Below are 15,716 nucleotides of genomic sequence, written 5' to 3'. Positions count from 1 at the left end.
TGCCTCAGCCCTCACCCGTCAGCTCCGGGCCACGTCACATGAATCTGGGCGGCCACCGCCAGGGCCAGGGTCAGGGTGTGGTCCTGGGCCCAGACGGTCAGGGTGCCCAGCGCCGTGTCCACGCCCTGCACCTGCACCGGGGCGCCCGGGGTCAGGCCGGCGGCCATCAGGGCGCGCAGCTGCGCGGCGTCGTCGTCGGGAATGCGGGCCACCGCCGCGTGGTCGCCGGGGGCCAGTTGCGACAGCCGCCGCTGGGGCTGCGCGGGCAGTTCGCCGTCCAGCGTGGGAATGGGGTCGCCGTGCGGGTCGTGGGTGGGGTCGCCCAGCCACGCGGCAATGCGAGCTTCCAGTCGCTCGGACAGGGCGTGTTCCAGGCGCTCGGCTTCCTCGTGCACCTCGTCCAGCGGCACGCCCAGCGCGCGGTGCAGGAACAGTTCCAGCAGGCGGTGGTGGCGCAGCACCTCCAGCGCCACCCGCTCGCCCTCGGCGGTCAGGCGCGCGCCCTGGTACGGCGCGTGCGACACCAGGCCCTGTTCGGCCAGCTTGCGCAGCATGCCGGTGACGCTGGCGGGGGCCACCTCCAGCGCGGTGGCCAGGGCCTGGGTGTTCACCTTGCCGGCCTGCCCCAGCACGTACAGATGCTTCAGGTAATCTTCCGCAGAGCGGGAGAGGGAACGGCCGGTCATGGCGCCCAGTGTAGCGGGGGGGGCCGCGTGGCCGGGCTGGCAGCAGTCCCCCGCAGCGCACCCCGTCCCCCTTTCGGCGGACGCCAGCCCGGCCGCGCGCACCCTAGAGTGCGCGGGTATGCCCAGCCTGCGCCCCGGGTTACGCCCCTGGTGGGGCCCCGCACTGCTGTGTGCCCTAGCGGCCGTGCTGGCAGCGGGCCTCGCCAGCGCCCGGCCCCCGGCTCCACTGCGCTGGTCTGATCCGCGCACCTGGGGCGGCCGCCTGCCCCAGCCCGGTCAGGCGGTCACCATCCCCCGGGGCCAGCGGGTGCTGCTGGATGTCAGTCCGCCGCTGCTGGGCGCCCTCACCATTCAGGGCGAGTTGCTGGTGCAGGACCAGGCGGGGACCGCGCCCCTGACCCTGCAGGCCGGGCGCATTGACGTTGCGGGCCGCTGGCAGGCCGGCCAGCGCACTCAGCCCCTTCGCCGCCCCTTGCGGGTGGTGCTGGGCCTGCCGGGGCGCCCGGCCAGCGGCGCCGCTGGCCTGCTCACCGTGCTGCCGGGCGGCACCCTGGAGCTGTGGGGGGCGCAGCCCAGCCGCTGGACCCAGCTGAGCCGCACGGCGCCTGCCGGGAGCCGCACGCTGCACCTCCTGGCCGGGGTGAACTGGGGCCCAGGCACCGTGCTGGCCCTGGCCCCCAGCGGCTTCGACCCGGGCGAGGCCGAACAGGTCACGGTGGCGGCACGTTCCAGGGACGGCCGGACGCTGACGCTGCGCGCGCCGCTGCGTTACCGTCACTACGGCGAGGTCACGCGCGGCGTGGACGAACGCGCCGAAGTGGGGGCCCTGAGCCGCGCCATTACCGTCACCAGCCCGGCCGCCGCCCGGCGCGCCCGGCAGGGCGGCAGCCTCATGGTGCTGCGCGGCGGCACCCTGCGCGCCAGCGGCGTGGCCTTTACCGGACTGGGGCGCGCCGGGCACAAGGGGATGTATCCCGTGCATTTTCACCGCGCGGGCCTGCAAGCCCACTCCTTCGTGGCCGATTCCAGCTTCTCTGAGCCCTTCAACCGCTGCCTGACCCTGCACGGCACCCAGGGCGCGCGGGTGGAAGGCAACGTGACGTTTGGCGCCAGCGGCCACTGCTTCTTTCTGGAAGACGGCACCGAAACCGGCAACCAGCTGCTGGGCAACCTCGCGGTGCAGACCCGGGCCACGCCCCCTGGCGAGGCGATTCTGGACACCGACGTGCTGGCGGCCGCCTTCTGGATCACCAACCCCGACAACGTGCTGCGCGGCAACGTGGCGGCCGGGGCCGAGCATTCAGGCTTCTGGTACTCGCTGCCCCCGCAGCCGCAGGGCGACGGGGTGACGCCAGAAGAAGCGCGCACCATCCGGCCCCGGCGCACGGCCCTGGGAGAATTCCGGGACAACGTGGCGCACTCCACCGGGCACACCGGGCTGTTCGTGGACAACCTGAAAAACCCGCCCGGCGTGCTGGAGGCCCCCAACTACAGCCCACCCCGCCCCGCCGACTTTCAGGGCCTGACCGCCTACAAAAACCGCCGCCGTGGCGCGTGGCTGCGCGGGACCGGGCTGCGCCTCAGCAGGGTGAGGCTGGCCGACAACGCCATTGGGGTCACGTTCGCCGCCGCCGACGCTGAACTGCGCGGCGGGGTGGTGGTGGGAGAAAGTGACAACCGCACCGGGCCCCCCAAGCCGCAGGAGCCGCACTTTCCCCTGCGCGGTTTCGAGTTCTACGACGGTCCGGTGGCGGTGCAGGACGTGCTGTTTACCGGCTTTGTCTCCACGCCGCAGCGCCCGGCCGGGGCGCTGGGGGCGCTGCAGTTCAGTCCGTTTTTCTTTCATCCGGCCAGCCGCGCCGCGCGCCTGCGCTTTGTGAACGCCCAGCCGGTGTACTTGGCCCCCAGGCCCCTGCCGGCCCCCGAGGACGCGGGCGCCGACGGCTACCGCAGCGCCGCCTTTCTGGATGTGGACGGCTCGGTGACGGGCCACCCCGGCAGCTCGGTGCTGCTGGACACGCCCTTCCTGCGCCGCCCGGCCTGCGTGGGGCAACCGGCGTGGGGCGCCGTGACCTGCCCTGGCTCGCCGGTGAGCCTGTTTGCGGTGGACCTGGACCCCCAGCCCCGCGCTATGGGGCCGCTGACCGTGCGCCGCGAGGACGGCGCGGGCATCCTCCTGCGCGGCAACCCGCGCGAGGGCCCCAACCGCTCGTTTCAGACCAACCTGTGGCCGGGGCCCACCTACGCACTGCGCCCAGCGCACTGGCCGCGCCACCTGCGGCTGGCCGCCCACCACTTCACGGGGCCGCACCCTCTGACGCTGACCCTGGCCGCTGCCCCCCGGCCCGCCCGCATGACCCTGAGCCCAGGCAGCGCCGCCCAGTGGCGTGGGGACCACCTGCAGCTGCAGTTGCGCCCCGCGCAGGGGGCCACGTCTGCCACGGTGGACCTGTGGTTCTGAAGGCGGCGCGCCCCCTCGCCCTGGTGGCCGCCGCCCTGCTGCTGGTCCTTCTGGGTCTGGCCGCCCGGCCGGGCCCGCGGAATGGCTCCTCCTCGCCCCTGGACCTGCGGGGGGCGGCGGCCCAGGCGCGGGTCCCGCTGCCCCAGGTCACGGCCCTGAGCGTGCGCGGCAACGGCTTCATTCGGGTGGCCGCGCTGGCCCTTGCCGTGCCTGCGGGGACGGCCCCCGGGGCCCAGAACGCGCTGGCGGCGCGGGCCGTGGAAGCGGCCTACCGCGCCTTTCCTGACCTGGCTGAGGTGGACGTGACCCTGTGGCGCGCCGGTCAGCGCGCCGCGCCGGCTTCAGCGCCGCTGCTGACCCTCTCGGTGCCGGCCGCAGCGCGGGCGCACGTTGCCCGGGCGCTGGGGCAGGGCACCTATACCCGGGTCTGGCGCGCGGGCGCGGCGCCGGTGGCCCTGGCCCCCACGCGCCCGGCCGCCCCCACCTCCGTCTTCTGGCGGGGCAGTGGGCCGATGCGGACAGTGGCCCTCACCTTCGACGACGCCCCGCATCCGCTTTACACCCCGCTGCTGCTGGACCTGCTGCGGCGCGCTGGGGTGCGGGCCACCTTTTTTGTGATTGGCCGGGGCGCCGAGCACTATCCCTATTTCGTGCAGGATCTGGTCCGCGCCGGTCACCTTGTGGGCAACCACAGCTATGCCCACCGGCCGCTCCGGGCCCTGCCCCCGGCCGAGGTCCGCCGGGAACTGGCGCGCACGTCCGCACTGCTGGGGGCGCTGACCAGCCAGCCCGTCACGGTGTTCCGGCCGCCCGGGGGTGGGCTCAGCCCCGCCGTGCGGCAGGCCGCCGCCGCCCAGGGCCTAAGCACCGTGATGTGGAGCCAGAACCCGGGCGATTACCTGGGCCGCACGCCGGGACAGCTGCAGCGCGCCTTTGTGCAGCAGCTTCGCCCCGGGCAGATCGTGCTGCTGCACGACAACGTGGACGCCACCCTGCAGGCCCTGCCCGCCATGATCCGGGCCGCGCAGGCCCAGGGCTACGCCTTCGAGACGGTGGACGCGATGCGCCCCGACGCAGCCACATTGGCCGGCACTGCCCGGCCCTGAGCCCAGGTCCACACGTCGTCCGGAGGGCACCTGGGGGCCGGACCCACCCGCCCTGGCCCGGGGAACTTTCTGGGCCCCAGGCTCCTCTAACATTCGAGGTGCCCTTGAATGACCCCTACGCCCCCCTTCCAGACGCCGAACTGGCGCGCCTGGCCCTGCGCGACGAGCGGGCCTTTGAGGCGCTGGTGACGCGCCACGCGCCCGGCGTGCACCGCCTGGCCGCCGTGACGGTGGGCCCCGGCGCCGCCGACGACGTGGTGCAGGAGGTCTTTATCGCCGTGCACCGCCACCTCAAGAGCTTTCGCCATGACGCCGCCTTCAGCACGTGGCTGCACCGCGTGACCCTGAACGCCTGCCACAAGGCGCTCGCGGCCCGCCAGAGCCTGCCGCTGGCCGAGGGCCCCGAACCCGCCGCCCCCCACGACCCGGCCCGCGCGGGCGAACAGGCGCAGGTGCGCGAGCGCCTTTCACGCGCCCTGGCGACGCTGCCGCGCGAGCAGCGCGAGGCCATTGCCCTGCGCGAGCTCTCGGGGCTGGATTACGCTGAGATTGCCCAGATCACGGGCGCCGAACTGGGCACGGTCAAAAGCCGCATTGCCCGCGCCCGCGCCGCCCTGCGCGAGTGGCTCCTGGCCGCTGGAGTGACCCCATGACCGACCCCCCTGTCCCCCACCCGGCCCCCGAACTGGACACCCTGTTCGCCCAGGCCCGCACCCTGACCCCGGCCGACCACGCCGCCGCCGCGCGCTTTCTAGTGGCCCACCGTGCGGCACAGACCCAGGCACGGGCCCGGCACACCCGCGCCGGCTGGCTCTCGGCGGCGCTGGGGGCCGCCGTGGTGGCGGGCGCCCTGATGCTGCGCCCCGCCGCGACCGCCCTGCCCGCCAGCGCCGCCTACGACGTTTACCAGAGCGCCTGGGGAGAGGGCTGGTGAGGCTGCTGGCCTTAGGGCTGGCCCTGCTGGGCGCGGCGCAGGCAGCGGGCCCAGAGGCCGAGATGGCCGAGGTGCTGGGCGCCCTGAAACAGGCCCGCACCCTGGCCGCGCGCGGGCAGGCCGAGGTCACGGTGCTGTTTCCGCCGCGCCCCGAACCCACCCGCCGCGCCGCCACGCTGCCCACGGTGCCCGCGCGCCCTAATCTCATCGCGCAGAACTTCACCGCCACCCGCGTGGGCCCCGACACGGTGGCAGGCCGGGCGGTCATCCGCTACGACCTTACCCCCAAGGTGGGGCAGGCGGCGCGCTGGTCGCTGTGGGTGGACACCGCCTGGAACGTGCCGCTGGCCTACGAGGAACGCTCGGCCGGGGGCGCGCTGGCCCGGCGCGCGGCCTTTGTGAAGGTGGGGGCCGCCCCGGTGCGCCAGAACGTGGCCCCGCCCGCCGTGCCGGCTGGCCTGCGCGCCGCGCTGGCCCAGGCCCTGCCGGGGCTGCGGCTGCCCCCAGGTTTCGTGCCCTCGGGCGTGGGCCGCCGGGCAGCGGGCATGGACATTGTCCTCACCGACGGCCTGAACACCCTGACGCTGGTGCTGGCGCGCCGGGACGTGGCGGCGGCGCCCGGGGTGGCCTCGCGCCGGGTGGCGGGGGGCTTTGTGTGGCTGGTGGGCAACCTGCCGCCTGGGCCCCTGGGCGCGGCGCTGTCGGGCATCACCCGCACCGACCAGACGCCGCTGAACCCCTTTCAGGTCACCTCCCGCCGCCTCTCCCCCACCCCAGCCCCGCCCCCCGGAACTTTTGCGGCCCGCGCCGACTCTAAGTTGTAGTTGCCCCCCCTTCTGCCCCCCCCATCCCGCCCCGCCAAGGAGCCGCCATGTCCCTGACCCCCCTGCCCCGCAAACTCACCGCCGAGGACGCCGCGCACTTTCTGCGCCGCACCGCCTTTGGCGCCACCGACGCCCAGATTCGCGCCCTGGCCGGCAAGGACGCCCGCAGCGTCGCCAAAGCCGCCCTGGCCTTTGACCAGACGCTGGCCCCGAACAACCCCTTTGACCCGATGCAGGGGGCCTCGCCGGGCGCGGCCATTCAGCTCACGCGCGGCGCGTGGCTGTTTGAACTGGTCTACGGCCCCCACCCGCTGCGCGAGAAACTGGCGCTGACCTGGAGTAACCACTTTGTGGTCGGCACCGACAAGGTGCGCAACACCCCGGCCCTGCTGGGGTATCTGGCGCTGCTGCGCCGCCACGCGGCCACCCCCAGTTTCGAGCGCTTCACGCTGGACATTGCCCAGAGCCCGGCCATGCTGCGCTACCTCGACAACGACCAGAACCGCAAGGGCAAGCCCAATGAGAACTTCAGCCGCGAACTGCTGGAACTGTTCACCACCGGCATCGGCGCGTACACGGAAACCGACGTGCGCGAGGGCGCCCGCGCCCTGACCGGCTGGACCTTCGTGGGTGGGCGCGGCAACAAGCAGTATCTCGACGAACCCAAATTCGTGTTTCAGGCCGGGCAGTTTGACAGCGGGCGCAAAACCTACCTGGGCCAGAGCGGCACCCTGCGGGGCGAGGACATCATCCGGCTGGCCACCGCCCACCCGCAGACCGCCACCTTCGTGGCCCGCAAGCTGCACCGCGCCTTTGTGGCCGACACCCCCGACGAAGCCGCCGTGGCCGGCAGCGCCGAAACGTGGCGCCGCACTGGGGGCGACGTGGGCGCCGTGCTGGAAGAACTGCTGAGCAGCGAGGTGTTTTACGCCAGCCGCGCGCGCATTATTCGCTCGCCCGTGGAGTTCATCGTGGGCGCGCTGCGCACCCTGGGCCAGCCAACCTTCGACGCCAAGACGCTGCTGAACCTCACCGGCACCGCCGGGCGCATGGGCCAGCTGCTGCTGGAACCCGACACCGTCAAGGGCTGGGACGGCGGACGCGAATGGATCAACGATTCCACCCTGCTGCTGCGCCTGCAGGTGGCGGCGGCCCTCACGCTGACCTCCAAGGCCCCGACCACCGAGCCCCCCAGCCTCCTCGCCATGACCGGTCAGGAGCGCCCGGCGGCGGCCGTGCTGCTGTCCAGCCTCAAGGGCCGCCAGCGCACCTACATGAGCATGATCAGCCCCGAGTTTCAGCTGGCGTAGAAGGGCTCTGGGCCATGAGCCATGAGCTCTGAGACCCAGAGACCCCGAAGCCTTGTCCCCCAAGGTCTTTTCCCACTCCCTACTTCCCACAACCCACTTCCCACCACCCGAGGTTCCCCCCATGACCAACCGACGCGACTTTCTGAAACTTTCGGCGCTGGCGGTGGCGGCCACCAGCGGCATGCCGGGCTTTCTGGCGCGGGCCGCTGCGCAGGCCGGCGGCAAAAAGACCCTGGTGGTCATTCAGCTGACCGGCGGCAACGACGGCCTGAACACCCTGATTCCCCACACCAACGGCGCCTACTACGCCGCGCGCCCCAACATCGCCATTCCCAAAAAGGACGTGCTGACGGTCACCGGAGACCTGGGGATGCACCCCAGCCTGCGCCCGCTCATGGGCCTCTGGGACAGCGGCAAGCTGGCCTGGATGGAAAACGTGGGGTACCCCAACCCCAACCGCAGCCACTTTGCCTCCATGGCGATCTGGCACACCGCCGACCCCACCCAGGCCCAGGCCGAGGGCTGGATTGGCCGCCTCGCCGAGCAGATTGGCGATCCCTTCTGCGCCAGCAACGTGGGCGGCTCCACGCCCCAGGCCCTGCGCGCCAGCGACTTCAGCCTGCCCAGCATCGAGTCCATTGACAACTTTCAGCTGAAACTGCCCGACGGCATGCAGACGCCCTTTCAGTCCATGCTGAATTCCCCCCGCACGGGCGAGGCCGCGTACCTCACGCGTGCCACCCGCCAAATGCTGAAAAACACCGCCCGGGTGCAGGAAAACGCCAAGAAGTACAAGGCGGGCGCCACCTACCCCCAGACCAAGTTTGCCGGTCAACTGCGCGAGGCCGCGCGCCTGATCGCCGCCGGGGTGGGCCAGCGGGTGCTGTACGTGTCGCTGGGGGGTTTTGACACCCACGCCGGGCAGCGCGCCGAGCAGGACGACCTGCTGGCGACCCTGGCGGGGGGGCTGGCCGCCTTCCAGACCGACCTGGAGCGGCAGGGCGTGGCCGGCGACGTGATCGTGATGGGCTTTTCAGAGTTCGGCCGCCGCGTGGCCGAAAACGGCAGCGCGGGCACCGACCACGGCAAGGGCAGCGTGATGTTTGCGCTGGGCCAGGGCGTCAAAGGTGGCATTCACGGCAGCAGCCCCGACCTGGAAAAGCTCTCGGACGGCGACATTATTTACAAGCAGGACTTCCGGGGCGTGTACGCCGAGGCCCTGACCAAGTGGCTGGGCCTGAACGCCCGCGAGATTCTGGGCGGCTCGTTTACCGGCCCCAGCTGGATCGCGTCATGACCCCGCCCCGTCTGGTGGCGGGGCTGCTGGGGGCGCTGGTGGTGGCTGCCCCCGCCCTGGTCAGTCCGGCCCTGGCCCTGCCCAAGTACCGCACCCAGGCCGCCCCGCAGCTGCACCTGACGGAAGGCAACGCCCTGTGGCAGCTGGACCGCCGGGTGATGCCCTGCACCTACTGCCATGTGGACCCGGCAGGCGGGCCAGGCTGGAACCCGTTCGGGCAGGCCCTGCAGCGCACCTTTGCCGAGGCCGCTGCCGCCGGGCAGCACCTGAATTTCCCCCAGGCCCTGTCCCAGCTGCTGGCCGCCAACACCGACGCCGACGGCGACAGCTACGCAGACGCCTTGGAGGTCTTTGCCAAAACCCTCCCCGGCGATCCCCAGAGCAAGCCCGAAACCCCGGTGGCCGACCTTGCGGCTGCCTTTGAGCAGGCCGGCGGCGTGGCCCAGTACGCCCCCCTCAAGAAAGCAAAATAAAAAAGCCGCCTTCTTCGGCGGTGATAAGAACAAGATAGCGTGGTATGCAGCCTGGGTCAAGTTCAGCCATTGGGGCAGATTTGGGGCGTTCTGACCGTCTTTTCTGTGGAGAGGCAAGGCGAGGCTGCTGCATAACTCAGGGCGGCGAACCTCCCAGCCGCACTCTGGGGTTGGCCGCGACAGGCCGGGCACTCCATAGCAAGCAAAATAGAAAAGCCGCCTTCTTCGGCGGTGATAGAACCAAGATAGCGCCGTATGCAGTCGGGATCAACCCCAGCCAGTGGGGCCTGTTTTCACCGTGCTGGACGTTGGTTTACGCGGTGATTGACGGGGGGCTATGCAGGAGGAGCGGTTGGGCGACCGGGCTATAGCCTCACTGCGACTGAAGCGGGAAGGAAGGCTTCACTGACACCCGTTTCCCGAAGTGGCCCCGAGGAGCAATGCTTCCTGGCCGAACGATGCCCAGCGCCTCCGCCTTCACCTGCGCCCGGCTGGGTTGCTATGCCCGCCCTATTGACCCCTCTTAAACAAGAGCCGGACATGGGGACCCTCCACCACACCAGCCCCACGCAAGGCACCAAAACAAAAAAGCCGCCTTCTTCGGCGGTGATAGAACCAAGATAGCGCCATATGCAGCCGGGGTCAACCCCAGCCGACCGACCCGAGAAACGCCCGCCCAGACGCCTGAACAGCCACGTCTGGGCGGGCCCTCTATACACTCAGGCCAACGCCTTTTCCCAGGTGATCCACATGCGCTCTACCCGGTAGCCCATGCGGGTGTTCACGCGCAGCATGGGCAGGTTCAGCACCGTGCCGCCCGTGCCGGCGTGGGTGTGGCCTTCGGCTTTGGCCCAGCCCAGGGCGTGGGCCTTCAGGGCGGTGGCCACGCCGCGCCCCCGGTGGGCCGGGTGGGTGACGGTGTCTTCAGAGTCCACCTCGGGGCCGCGCAGGCTCAGGCGGGTGAGGGCCACGATCTCGCCCCCAAGCCGGGTCACGAAGGCGGCTTCTTCCCGCACGATGGTCTCGCGCAGGCGCTCAGGGCTGAGGGGATCAGGCGTGGTGGTGGGGTTGCGGGGCCGGTCGCGCAGGCCCAACTCGTGCAGGGCGAACACGGCGGCCCAGTCGCTTTCCGGGGCCGTTGAGGACAGGCGCTCGGGCTCGTAGCCGGCCAGGAAGAGGCGCTCTTGCAGGGGCTCAAACGGGGCAGGATCAAAGGCCGTCAGATCCAGGTGCGCCCCCCACGACTGCCACGCGTTGCGAAAGCCCGCCGCCTGAAAAAAGGTCATCTGCTCGCCAAAATCCTCGCGGGTCACGCCCAGCACGCGCGCAAAGCCGCCCTGTGCCTCGGCCAGCAGGGCCAGGGTGAGCGCAGTAAAGGTGGCCGCCTCCCCGGCCAGATCCAGGCGCAGGGCGTCAGGGACCCCCGGGCCAAAGGGAGCAAGCCGGGCAGTGCCGATCACCGCGCCGTCCTGTTCGGCCACCAGCCGGGTGGGCGGCGAGACTTCGCGGAACTGCTCTGGCGTGTAGGTCCAGTGGCCGCGCACGCTCTCGGTCACGAGGCGGGCCACCGCCGGGGCGTCGCTCTGGCGAAAGGGGCGCAGGGTGGGCAGGTGTGCGGTGGGGTGCAGGGCGTGGGTCATGGGGCTATGGTGCCCGGCCACCCTGGCCGGAGGCGAATCGGCCCCCTAAGCCAGATGGCGGAGTCCGGGGGCATGCCCTGCCCGAGGAAGCAGAGCCACCACCCCAGCATTCTCCACCCCGAGGCAGCGTATATGCAGCTACCCCTCTCCCCCATCACCCCGAGCTCAACAGTGCCCACCGCCATACAGCCCAATTCATACTCACCTCACATTCACAGATTGCCTTGACAGAATTCTGCCCATGCCGTATTCTGTTTGTACCGGAATGGAAGCGCCGTGGTGTGCTTGTGGTCCAGGACGGATGCTGTTCAAGCTCGGCCCTTTTTCCGCCCCCCGCGTCTGGTGGGGCGCTTTTTTTGGCCTGTCCCTGCGTGTGTAAAGGTCCTGTCTCTAAGTGTACGAAAGACACATATCCGCGGCAGGGTAGGATGGACGGCATGTCCACTGACGTGTCGCAGCTGAGCGTGAACACCATCCGCACCCTGAGCATTGACGCCGTGCAGGCCGCCAACAGTGGCCACCCCGGCGCGCCGCTGGGGGCCGCCCCTATGGCCTACGTGCTGTGGCAGGAGTTCCTGCGCTTTAACCCCCAGCACCCCGAATGGGCCGGGCGCGACCGCTTTGTGCTGTCGGCCGGGCACGCCAGCATGCTCATTTACAGCCTGCTGCACCTCACCGGCTACGACATGCCGCTCGAAGACCTGAAAAACTTCCGACAGTGGGGCAGCAAGACGCCCGGCCACCCCGAGTTCTTCCACACCCCAGGCCTGGACGCCACCACCGGGCCGCTGGGCCAGGGCGCCGCAATGACCGTGGGCATGGCGATGGCCGAAGCGCACCTCGCCGCGCGCTACAACCGCCCCGACTTTGCCCTCTTCAACAACCACACCTACGCGATTCTGGGCGACGGCGACCTGCAAGAAGGCGTGAACCACGAGGCCGCCGCGCTGGCCGGGCACCTGCGCCTGAACAAGCTGATCTGGCTGCACGACGACAACCAGATTCAGCTGGACACCCCCACCAGCAAGGCCGAGTCCGAGGACACCGCCGCCCGTTACCGCGCTTACGGCTGGAACGTGCTGAAGGTGGCCGATGGCAACGACCTGGGGCAGATTCGCGCGGCCATTGCCGAAGCCCAGAACGCCGACCGCCCCACCCTGATTCAGGTGCGCACGGTGATTGGCTTTGGTAGTCCCCGCGCCGGGACCAGCAAGGCCCACGGCGAGCCCCTGGGCGCCGAGGGCGTGGCCGCCACCAAGCAGGCCCTGGGCTGGGACTACCCGCCCTTCACGGTGCCCGAAGAGGTGGCCGCCCATATGAACGCCCGCGAACGCGGCGCGGCGCTGGAAGCCGATTGGAACGCCCTGATGGACGGCTACCGCGCCGCCCACCCTGAACTGGCGGCCGAAGTGGACGCCCTGCTGGCCCGCGACCTGCCCGCGCAACTGGCCGACGCCCTGCCCAGCTACGAGGTAGGCGGCAAGGCGGTGGCCACCCGCAACGCCAGCGGCGAGGTGATCAACGCGCTGGCCAAGGTGGTGCCCGGCCTGATGGGCGGCAGCGCGGACCTCTCGGGCAGCACCAAGACCACCATCAAGGACGGTGGCGAGTTGCAGGCCGACAGCATGGGCGGGCGCAATGTGCTGTTCGGCGTGCGCGAGTTCGGCATGGCGGCTGCGGCCAACGGCCTGAGCCTGTACGGCGGCCTGCGCCCGCTGGTGGGCACCTTCCTGGTGTTTGCCGATTACCTGAAGCCGGCCCTGCGCCTGAGCGCCATTCAAATGCAGCCGGTGACCTACGTGCTCACCCACGACTCGATTGGCCTGGGCGAGGACGGCCCCACCCACCAGCCCATTGACCAGCTCGCCATGCTGCGCGCTGTGCCCGGCGCCCACGTCATCCGCCCCGCCGACGCCAACGAAACGGCCGCCGCGTGGCAGATGGCCCTGGAATACGACAAGGGCCCCACCGCCATCGCCCTGTCCCGCCAGGACCTGCCGATTCTGCCGCGCAACCACGCGGGCGTGAAAAAGGGCGCCTACGTCGTCCGCGACGCCGAAGGCGCGGCCCAGGTCATCCTGATGGCTTCGGGCAGCGAGGTCAGCCTCGCGCTGGACGCCGCCGAGGCCCTGAGCGGGGACGGGATTGCCGCCCGCGTGGTCTCCATGCCCTGCATGGAAGTCTTCCGCGCCCAGGAGCGCTCCTACCGCGACTCGGTGCTGACCCCCGGGGTCAAGCGCGTGGCGATTGAGGCCGCCAGCAAGGGGCCCTGGTACGAGTGGGTGGGCCTGGACGGCGCTGTGATCGGCATGGACACCTTCGGCGCCAGCGCGCCCGCCAGCGTGCTGTTCGAGAAGTTCGGCTTCAGCGTGCAGAACGTGGTGAAGGTGGTGAAAGGCATTCTGTAAGCCCTGCGAACAGGAGGGGCCGATTTCACTCGTCGGCCCCCTTCTCAAGCCTACGGGGAGGCTGTATCCCTCATACTCAACTGAAAGCTCTTAAAGTCAGTCATCGTAAAGCGACAGCCTTTCCAAAAGTTCCTGTGCCTGCTCTCGCACCTCACCTTGCCCAAGCCTGGCAGCTTCTTCCAACACTGACTTAGAGGTTGGGTAAAACAGAGCCAAGCCATTTAAGGCCTCACTGGCAGCATCTTCCTGTGATCCTACGCGTAAGGTCCGCTTGAGGACGGTCGCCAGCACAGGAAAAATGCGTTCATCAGCACTCTTGTTCAATGCCCAGATCATGCTGTGATTAATTTTTCGCTGCTTCAGCACTGCATTTGAGAGGGCTTCAATAATCTCCGTCCGCTCAGCATCGGAAAGACGGTACGTAGCCAGCTCTGGGCCGAGTAACTCAAGCAGCCCGCCATCTTCACCCGGCGGGCGTTTCGCCCGTTTCTCTTCTAGAAGCAGGCCCAAGGCCCCAATGGCATCTAGGGACGTTTTGCGCCTGCTGAATGCTGTGTTGAGCAGATCGGCAATCAAGGTCATTGTCAGGTCCTCAAGTTGTGCCCGCGCAAATTCTCTACATCAACGCGCGCATCTTTGAACTTCAGATAGGGAAAGTAGGCGCTCCAGGACCGATATTGCTGGGTGAGGCCTGCAGGAGGAGCAGCGTTGACGAACTTGAGCTGCTTCGCAAGAGCCGGCGCCGCAGCCAGGCGAGCCGCCTTTGGGCTCACCGAGGCCACCACAGCTGTCAAGGCCGCGACTGCTTGTGCAGAAGTGACGCCCACGTTACCTGGCGCGTTCACCACTTCTGAGAAGGTCGGACCACCGGAATTTGACCCCCATTGCACCTGAAAGCGCATGGTGTGTATGGGCTGCTGCCGTTGATTCGCGGCTGTGGCAGTCGTGGTCCCGGTTCTGGCCTGCGTCTCAGTGCGGGCTTGAGATCGCTTTTTACCCATTGCGACGACGCCACCCAGCACGGCCACCGCAGTATTCACGGCCCCCTGTGCCCCTTGCCAAGCCTGCTGCTGCTCAGCCGACGATGACTGAGTGAATTTGGAGACAACGAAAGCCCCTGCACCGAAGAGAAGCACGAATGGAATGGCTACATCGTCGGCAACCCCTATTCCGGTGACGTCATCGGCAAGAAGCGCGCCCGCACCACTCACACTTCCAGCAGCGAGCATGCGAGCCGTACCTCCGCGTCCAGCGAGCGACTGTGCCCTCTGAATGCTGCCTGAAACCTGGCGCAAAGCCGCATTGACCTTTTGCTGCTCGGCGGGCGTAATGACTCCAGAGTCCACCAACTTTTTGTAGTCCACGGTGAGTCTCCGAAGTTGTTCCAGGCGAGCCGCGTCAAGAGGAACCTGGCCGGATACTGGAGTCCTTGGTTCCAGCTGACGTTGGAGCGGCGCTGCAGAATGAATAGAACGTAGGGTTGCCCGCTGCACCTTCGTCACTTTGACTGGAGACACGGCGAGCTTGGCGCCCATCGTCCGGGCCTCGGCTTCCAGCCCAGCATCGGGGTCCACACCCGGGCCGACGCGCCCTTGCGACTGCTGCACGGTATGGGTGACTTCATGCGCCAGCAATTCCAGGCCAGATTGGCTGTTCGGATTGAACTTCCCACTTCGGAAGAAAATGTCGCTGCCGGTGGTGAAGGCCAGGGCATTGACACCCTTAGCGAGCCTGTCCGCTTCCGCATCATCGTGGATGCGCACCCGGGACAGGTCGTGGTTGAGCCCTTGTTCGAGGTGCCGTTGAATCGCTTCGGGCAGAGGATTGCCTCCGCCCCGTCGGGCTTGAATGCGCTGCAAGACTGGCTGCGTCGCTTCCGCATCCAATTCCGCCAACTGCCGCTGTAGGGTCTGGCGGTGGGCAGCGGTGGCTGATAGGGCCGCCTCAGCCTCGTAGCGCTGAACGGCTGTGTCCACGGCTCGCTGAAGGGCTAGGCGTTCCCCAGGGGGCACCAGGCCCAGCACCACGCGGCTGACTGGCGCACTGATCTCATGGCGTTGCAGGGTCGCTAAATGCTCGCCGTAGGTGTCATATCTCGCTTGGGCGGGGCCTCGGTCTGAACGAAAGCCTTGGACCAACGTATTCGCTACTTGTCGTTGCAGCGCCGTGAACTGGGCATATTGCCGCGTGTCCAGGGACTTGCCTTCAACCTGCTCGGCCCGGTGGCGCATCACCGTCACCCAGTCGGCGGGGCTCTGAGGTTTGGCGGGCACGGGCTGGACCTGTCGCTGAATCGGTGCAGCCTCCACCTGGGGCAAGGCGGCCAACTGCTCACTGACGGTTTGGCGCTGAACAGCGAGCCGGGCTACCTCTTGCTGCTCTAACCCTGAGGCCCGCAGCACTGGCCCAGCCGCTTGCCGCTGCAGGCGTGCAGGCCGTTCAAGCAATTGCATCACTTGCCGCTGCAGGGCCACCTGTGGGTCGGCCAACCCGTTTTCCACGACGAGAGAACGCTCTTTAGACGGACGGATCTGGGAACGCTGGCGCTGGTACTCCATCAGGCCTCCTGTTCCCCAG

General features: G+C 69.3%; 13 protein-coding genes. 9 read left to right on the top strand and 4 right to left on the bottom strand.

The features are described 5' to 3' along the window. Window positions 1-11: 11 nt before the first annotated feature. A complete protein-coding gene (locus K7W41_RS08605; protein ID WP_221091018.1) occupies window positions 12-686 on the bottom strand; it encodes a metal-dependent transcriptional regulator in 675 nt (224 codons plus the stop codon). 118 nt (window positions 687-804) lie between these two features. On the opposite strand from K7W41_RS08605, the gene K7W41_RS08600 reads away from it, so the two are divergent. From K7W41_RS08600 to K7W41_RS08565, 8 genes are all read left to right on the top strand, one after another. Continuing rightward, a complete protein-coding gene (locus tag K7W41_RS08600; protein WP_224606932.1) occupies window positions 805-3,147 on the top strand; it encodes a G8 domain-containing protein in 2,343 nt (780 codons plus the stop codon). Continuing rightward, entirely contained in the window at window positions 3,138-4,253 is a 1,116-nt protein-coding gene (locus tag K7W41_RS08595) for a polysaccharide deacetylase family protein (RefSeq protein WP_224606930.1), read from the top strand. Before K7W41_RS08600 ends, K7W41_RS08595 begins: the two co-directional genes overlap by 10 nt. A 104-nt stretch (window positions 4,254-4,357) precedes the next feature. Further along, window positions 4,358-4,906 carry an RNA polymerase sigma factor gene (locus tag K7W41_RS08590; protein ID WP_224606928.1) on the top strand — a complete coding sequence of 183 codons (549 nt, stop codon included), beginning with the start codon at window positions 4,358-4,360 and terminating at the stop codon, window positions 4,904-4,906. Further along, complete coding sequence (locus K7W41_RS08585; protein WP_224606926.1) at window positions 4,903-5,187, top strand: hypothetical protein; 285 nt, start codon at window positions 4,903-4,905, stop codon at window positions 5,185-5,187. Before K7W41_RS08590 ends, K7W41_RS08585 begins: the two co-directional genes overlap by 4 nt. Beyond that, window positions 5,184-6,011 (top strand): transcriptional regulator, encoded by an 828-nt coding sequence (locus K7W41_RS08580; RefSeq protein WP_224606924.1) that lies wholly within the window; start codon window positions 5,184-5,186, stop codon window positions 6,009-6,011. The genes K7W41_RS08585 and K7W41_RS08580 overlap by 4 nt, the downstream gene beginning before the upstream one ends. Before the next feature lie 47 nt (window positions 6,012-6,058). Next, window positions 6,059-7,321 carry a DUF1800 domain-containing protein gene (locus K7W41_RS08575; protein WP_224606921.1) on the top strand — a complete coding sequence of 421 codons (1,263 nt, stop codon included), beginning with the start codon at window positions 6,059-6,061 and terminating at the stop codon, window positions 7,319-7,321. 121 nt (window positions 7,322-7,442) lie between these two features. Further along, the gene (locus K7W41_RS08570) at window positions 7,443-8,618 is read left to right on the top strand and encodes a DUF1501 domain-containing protein (RefSeq protein ID WP_224606919.1); all 1,176 of its coding nucleotides are present in this window, start codon (window positions 7,443-7,445) and stop codon (window positions 8,616-8,618) included. Beyond that, window positions 8,615-9,091 carry a hypothetical protein gene (locus tag K7W41_RS08565; RefSeq protein ID WP_224606917.1) on the top strand — a complete coding sequence of 159 codons (477 nt, stop codon included), beginning with the start codon at window positions 8,615-8,617 and terminating at the stop codon, window positions 9,089-9,091. The genes K7W41_RS08570 and K7W41_RS08565 overlap by 4 nt, the downstream gene beginning before the upstream one ends. A 719-nt stretch (window positions 9,092-9,810) precedes the next feature. Here the strand turns inward: K7W41_RS08565 and K7W41_RS08560 are convergent. Further along, on the bottom strand, window positions 9,811-10,731 hold the full coding sequence (locus K7W41_RS08560) for a GNAT family N-acetyltransferase (protein ID WP_224606915.1): 921 nt from the start codon (window positions 10,729-10,731) through the stop codon (window positions 9,811-9,813). Window positions 10,732-11,168: 437 nt separating this feature from the next. Here K7W41_RS08560 and tkt point away from each other — a divergent pair, with 437 nt between their 5' ends. Next, window positions 11,169-13,139 carry a transketolase gene (tkt, locus tag K7W41_RS08555; protein ID WP_224606913.1) on the top strand — a complete coding sequence of 657 codons (1,971 nt, stop codon included), beginning with the start codon at window positions 11,169-11,171 and terminating at the stop codon, window positions 13,137-13,139. 96 nt (window positions 13,140-13,235) lie between these two features. On the opposite strand, the gene K7W41_RS08550 is transcribed toward tkt, so the two are convergent. After that, window positions 13,236-13,721 carry a hypothetical protein gene (locus tag K7W41_RS08550; protein ID WP_224606911.1) on the bottom strand — a complete coding sequence of 162 codons (486 nt, stop codon included), beginning with the start codon at window positions 13,719-13,721 and terminating at the stop codon, window positions 13,236-13,238. A 2-nt stretch (window positions 13,722-13,723) separates the two neighbouring features. Next, window positions 13,724-15,697, bottom strand: coding sequence for an eCIS core domain-containing protein (locus K7W41_RS08545; protein WP_224606909.1), 1,974 nt, complete (start codon window positions 15,695-15,697; stop codon window positions 13,724-13,726). Window positions 15,698-15,716 lie beyond the last annotated feature (19 nt).

Origin of the sequence: Deinococcus multiflagellatus (genome assembly GCF_020166415.1) — a bacterium.
GTDB lineage: Bacteria > Deinococcota > Deinococci > Deinococcales > Deinococcaceae > Deinococcus > Deinococcus multiflagellatus.
Note: the sequence above shows the minus strand (reverse complement) of the source record. Positions and strands in the feature narration are given on the sequence as shown.

Coding starts and splice junctions, on each gene's coding strand:
- K7W41_RS08545 (WP_224606909.1), bottom strand. CDS start 15,697: ATGGAGTACCAGCGCCAGCGTTCCCAGATCCGTCCGTCTAAAGAGCGT.
- K7W41_RS08585 (WP_224606926.1), top strand. CDS start 4,903: ATGACCGACCCCCCTGTCCCCCACCCGGCCCCCGAACTGGACACCCTG.
- tkt (WP_224606913.1), top strand. CDS start 11,169: ATGTCCACTGACGTGTCGCAGCTGAGCGTGAACACCATCCGCACCCTG.
- K7W41_RS08550 (WP_224606911.1), bottom strand. CDS start 13,721: ATGACCTTGATTGCCGATCTGCTCAACACAGCATTCAGCAGGCGCAAA.
- K7W41_RS08570 (WP_224606919.1), top strand. CDS start 7,443: ATGACCAACCGACGCGACTTTCTGAAACTTTCGGCGCTGGCGGTGGCG.
- K7W41_RS08605 (WP_221091018.1), bottom strand. CDS start 686: ATGACCGGCCGTTCCCTCTCCCGCTCTGCGGAAGATTACCTGAAGCAT.
- K7W41_RS08565 (WP_224606917.1), top strand. CDS start 8,615: ATGACCCCGCCCCGTCTGGTGGCGGGGCTGCTGGGGGCGCTGGTGGTG.
- K7W41_RS08560 (WP_224606915.1), bottom strand. CDS start 10,731: ATGACCCACGCCCTGCACCCCACCGCACACCTGCCCACCCTGCGCCCC.
- K7W41_RS08575 (WP_224606921.1), top strand. CDS start 6,059: ATGTCCCTGACCCCCCTGCCCCGCAAACTCACCGCCGAGGACGCCGCG.
- K7W41_RS08600 (WP_224606932.1), top strand. CDS start 805: ATGCCCAGCCTGCGCCCCGGGTTACGCCCCTGGTGGGGCCCCGCACTG.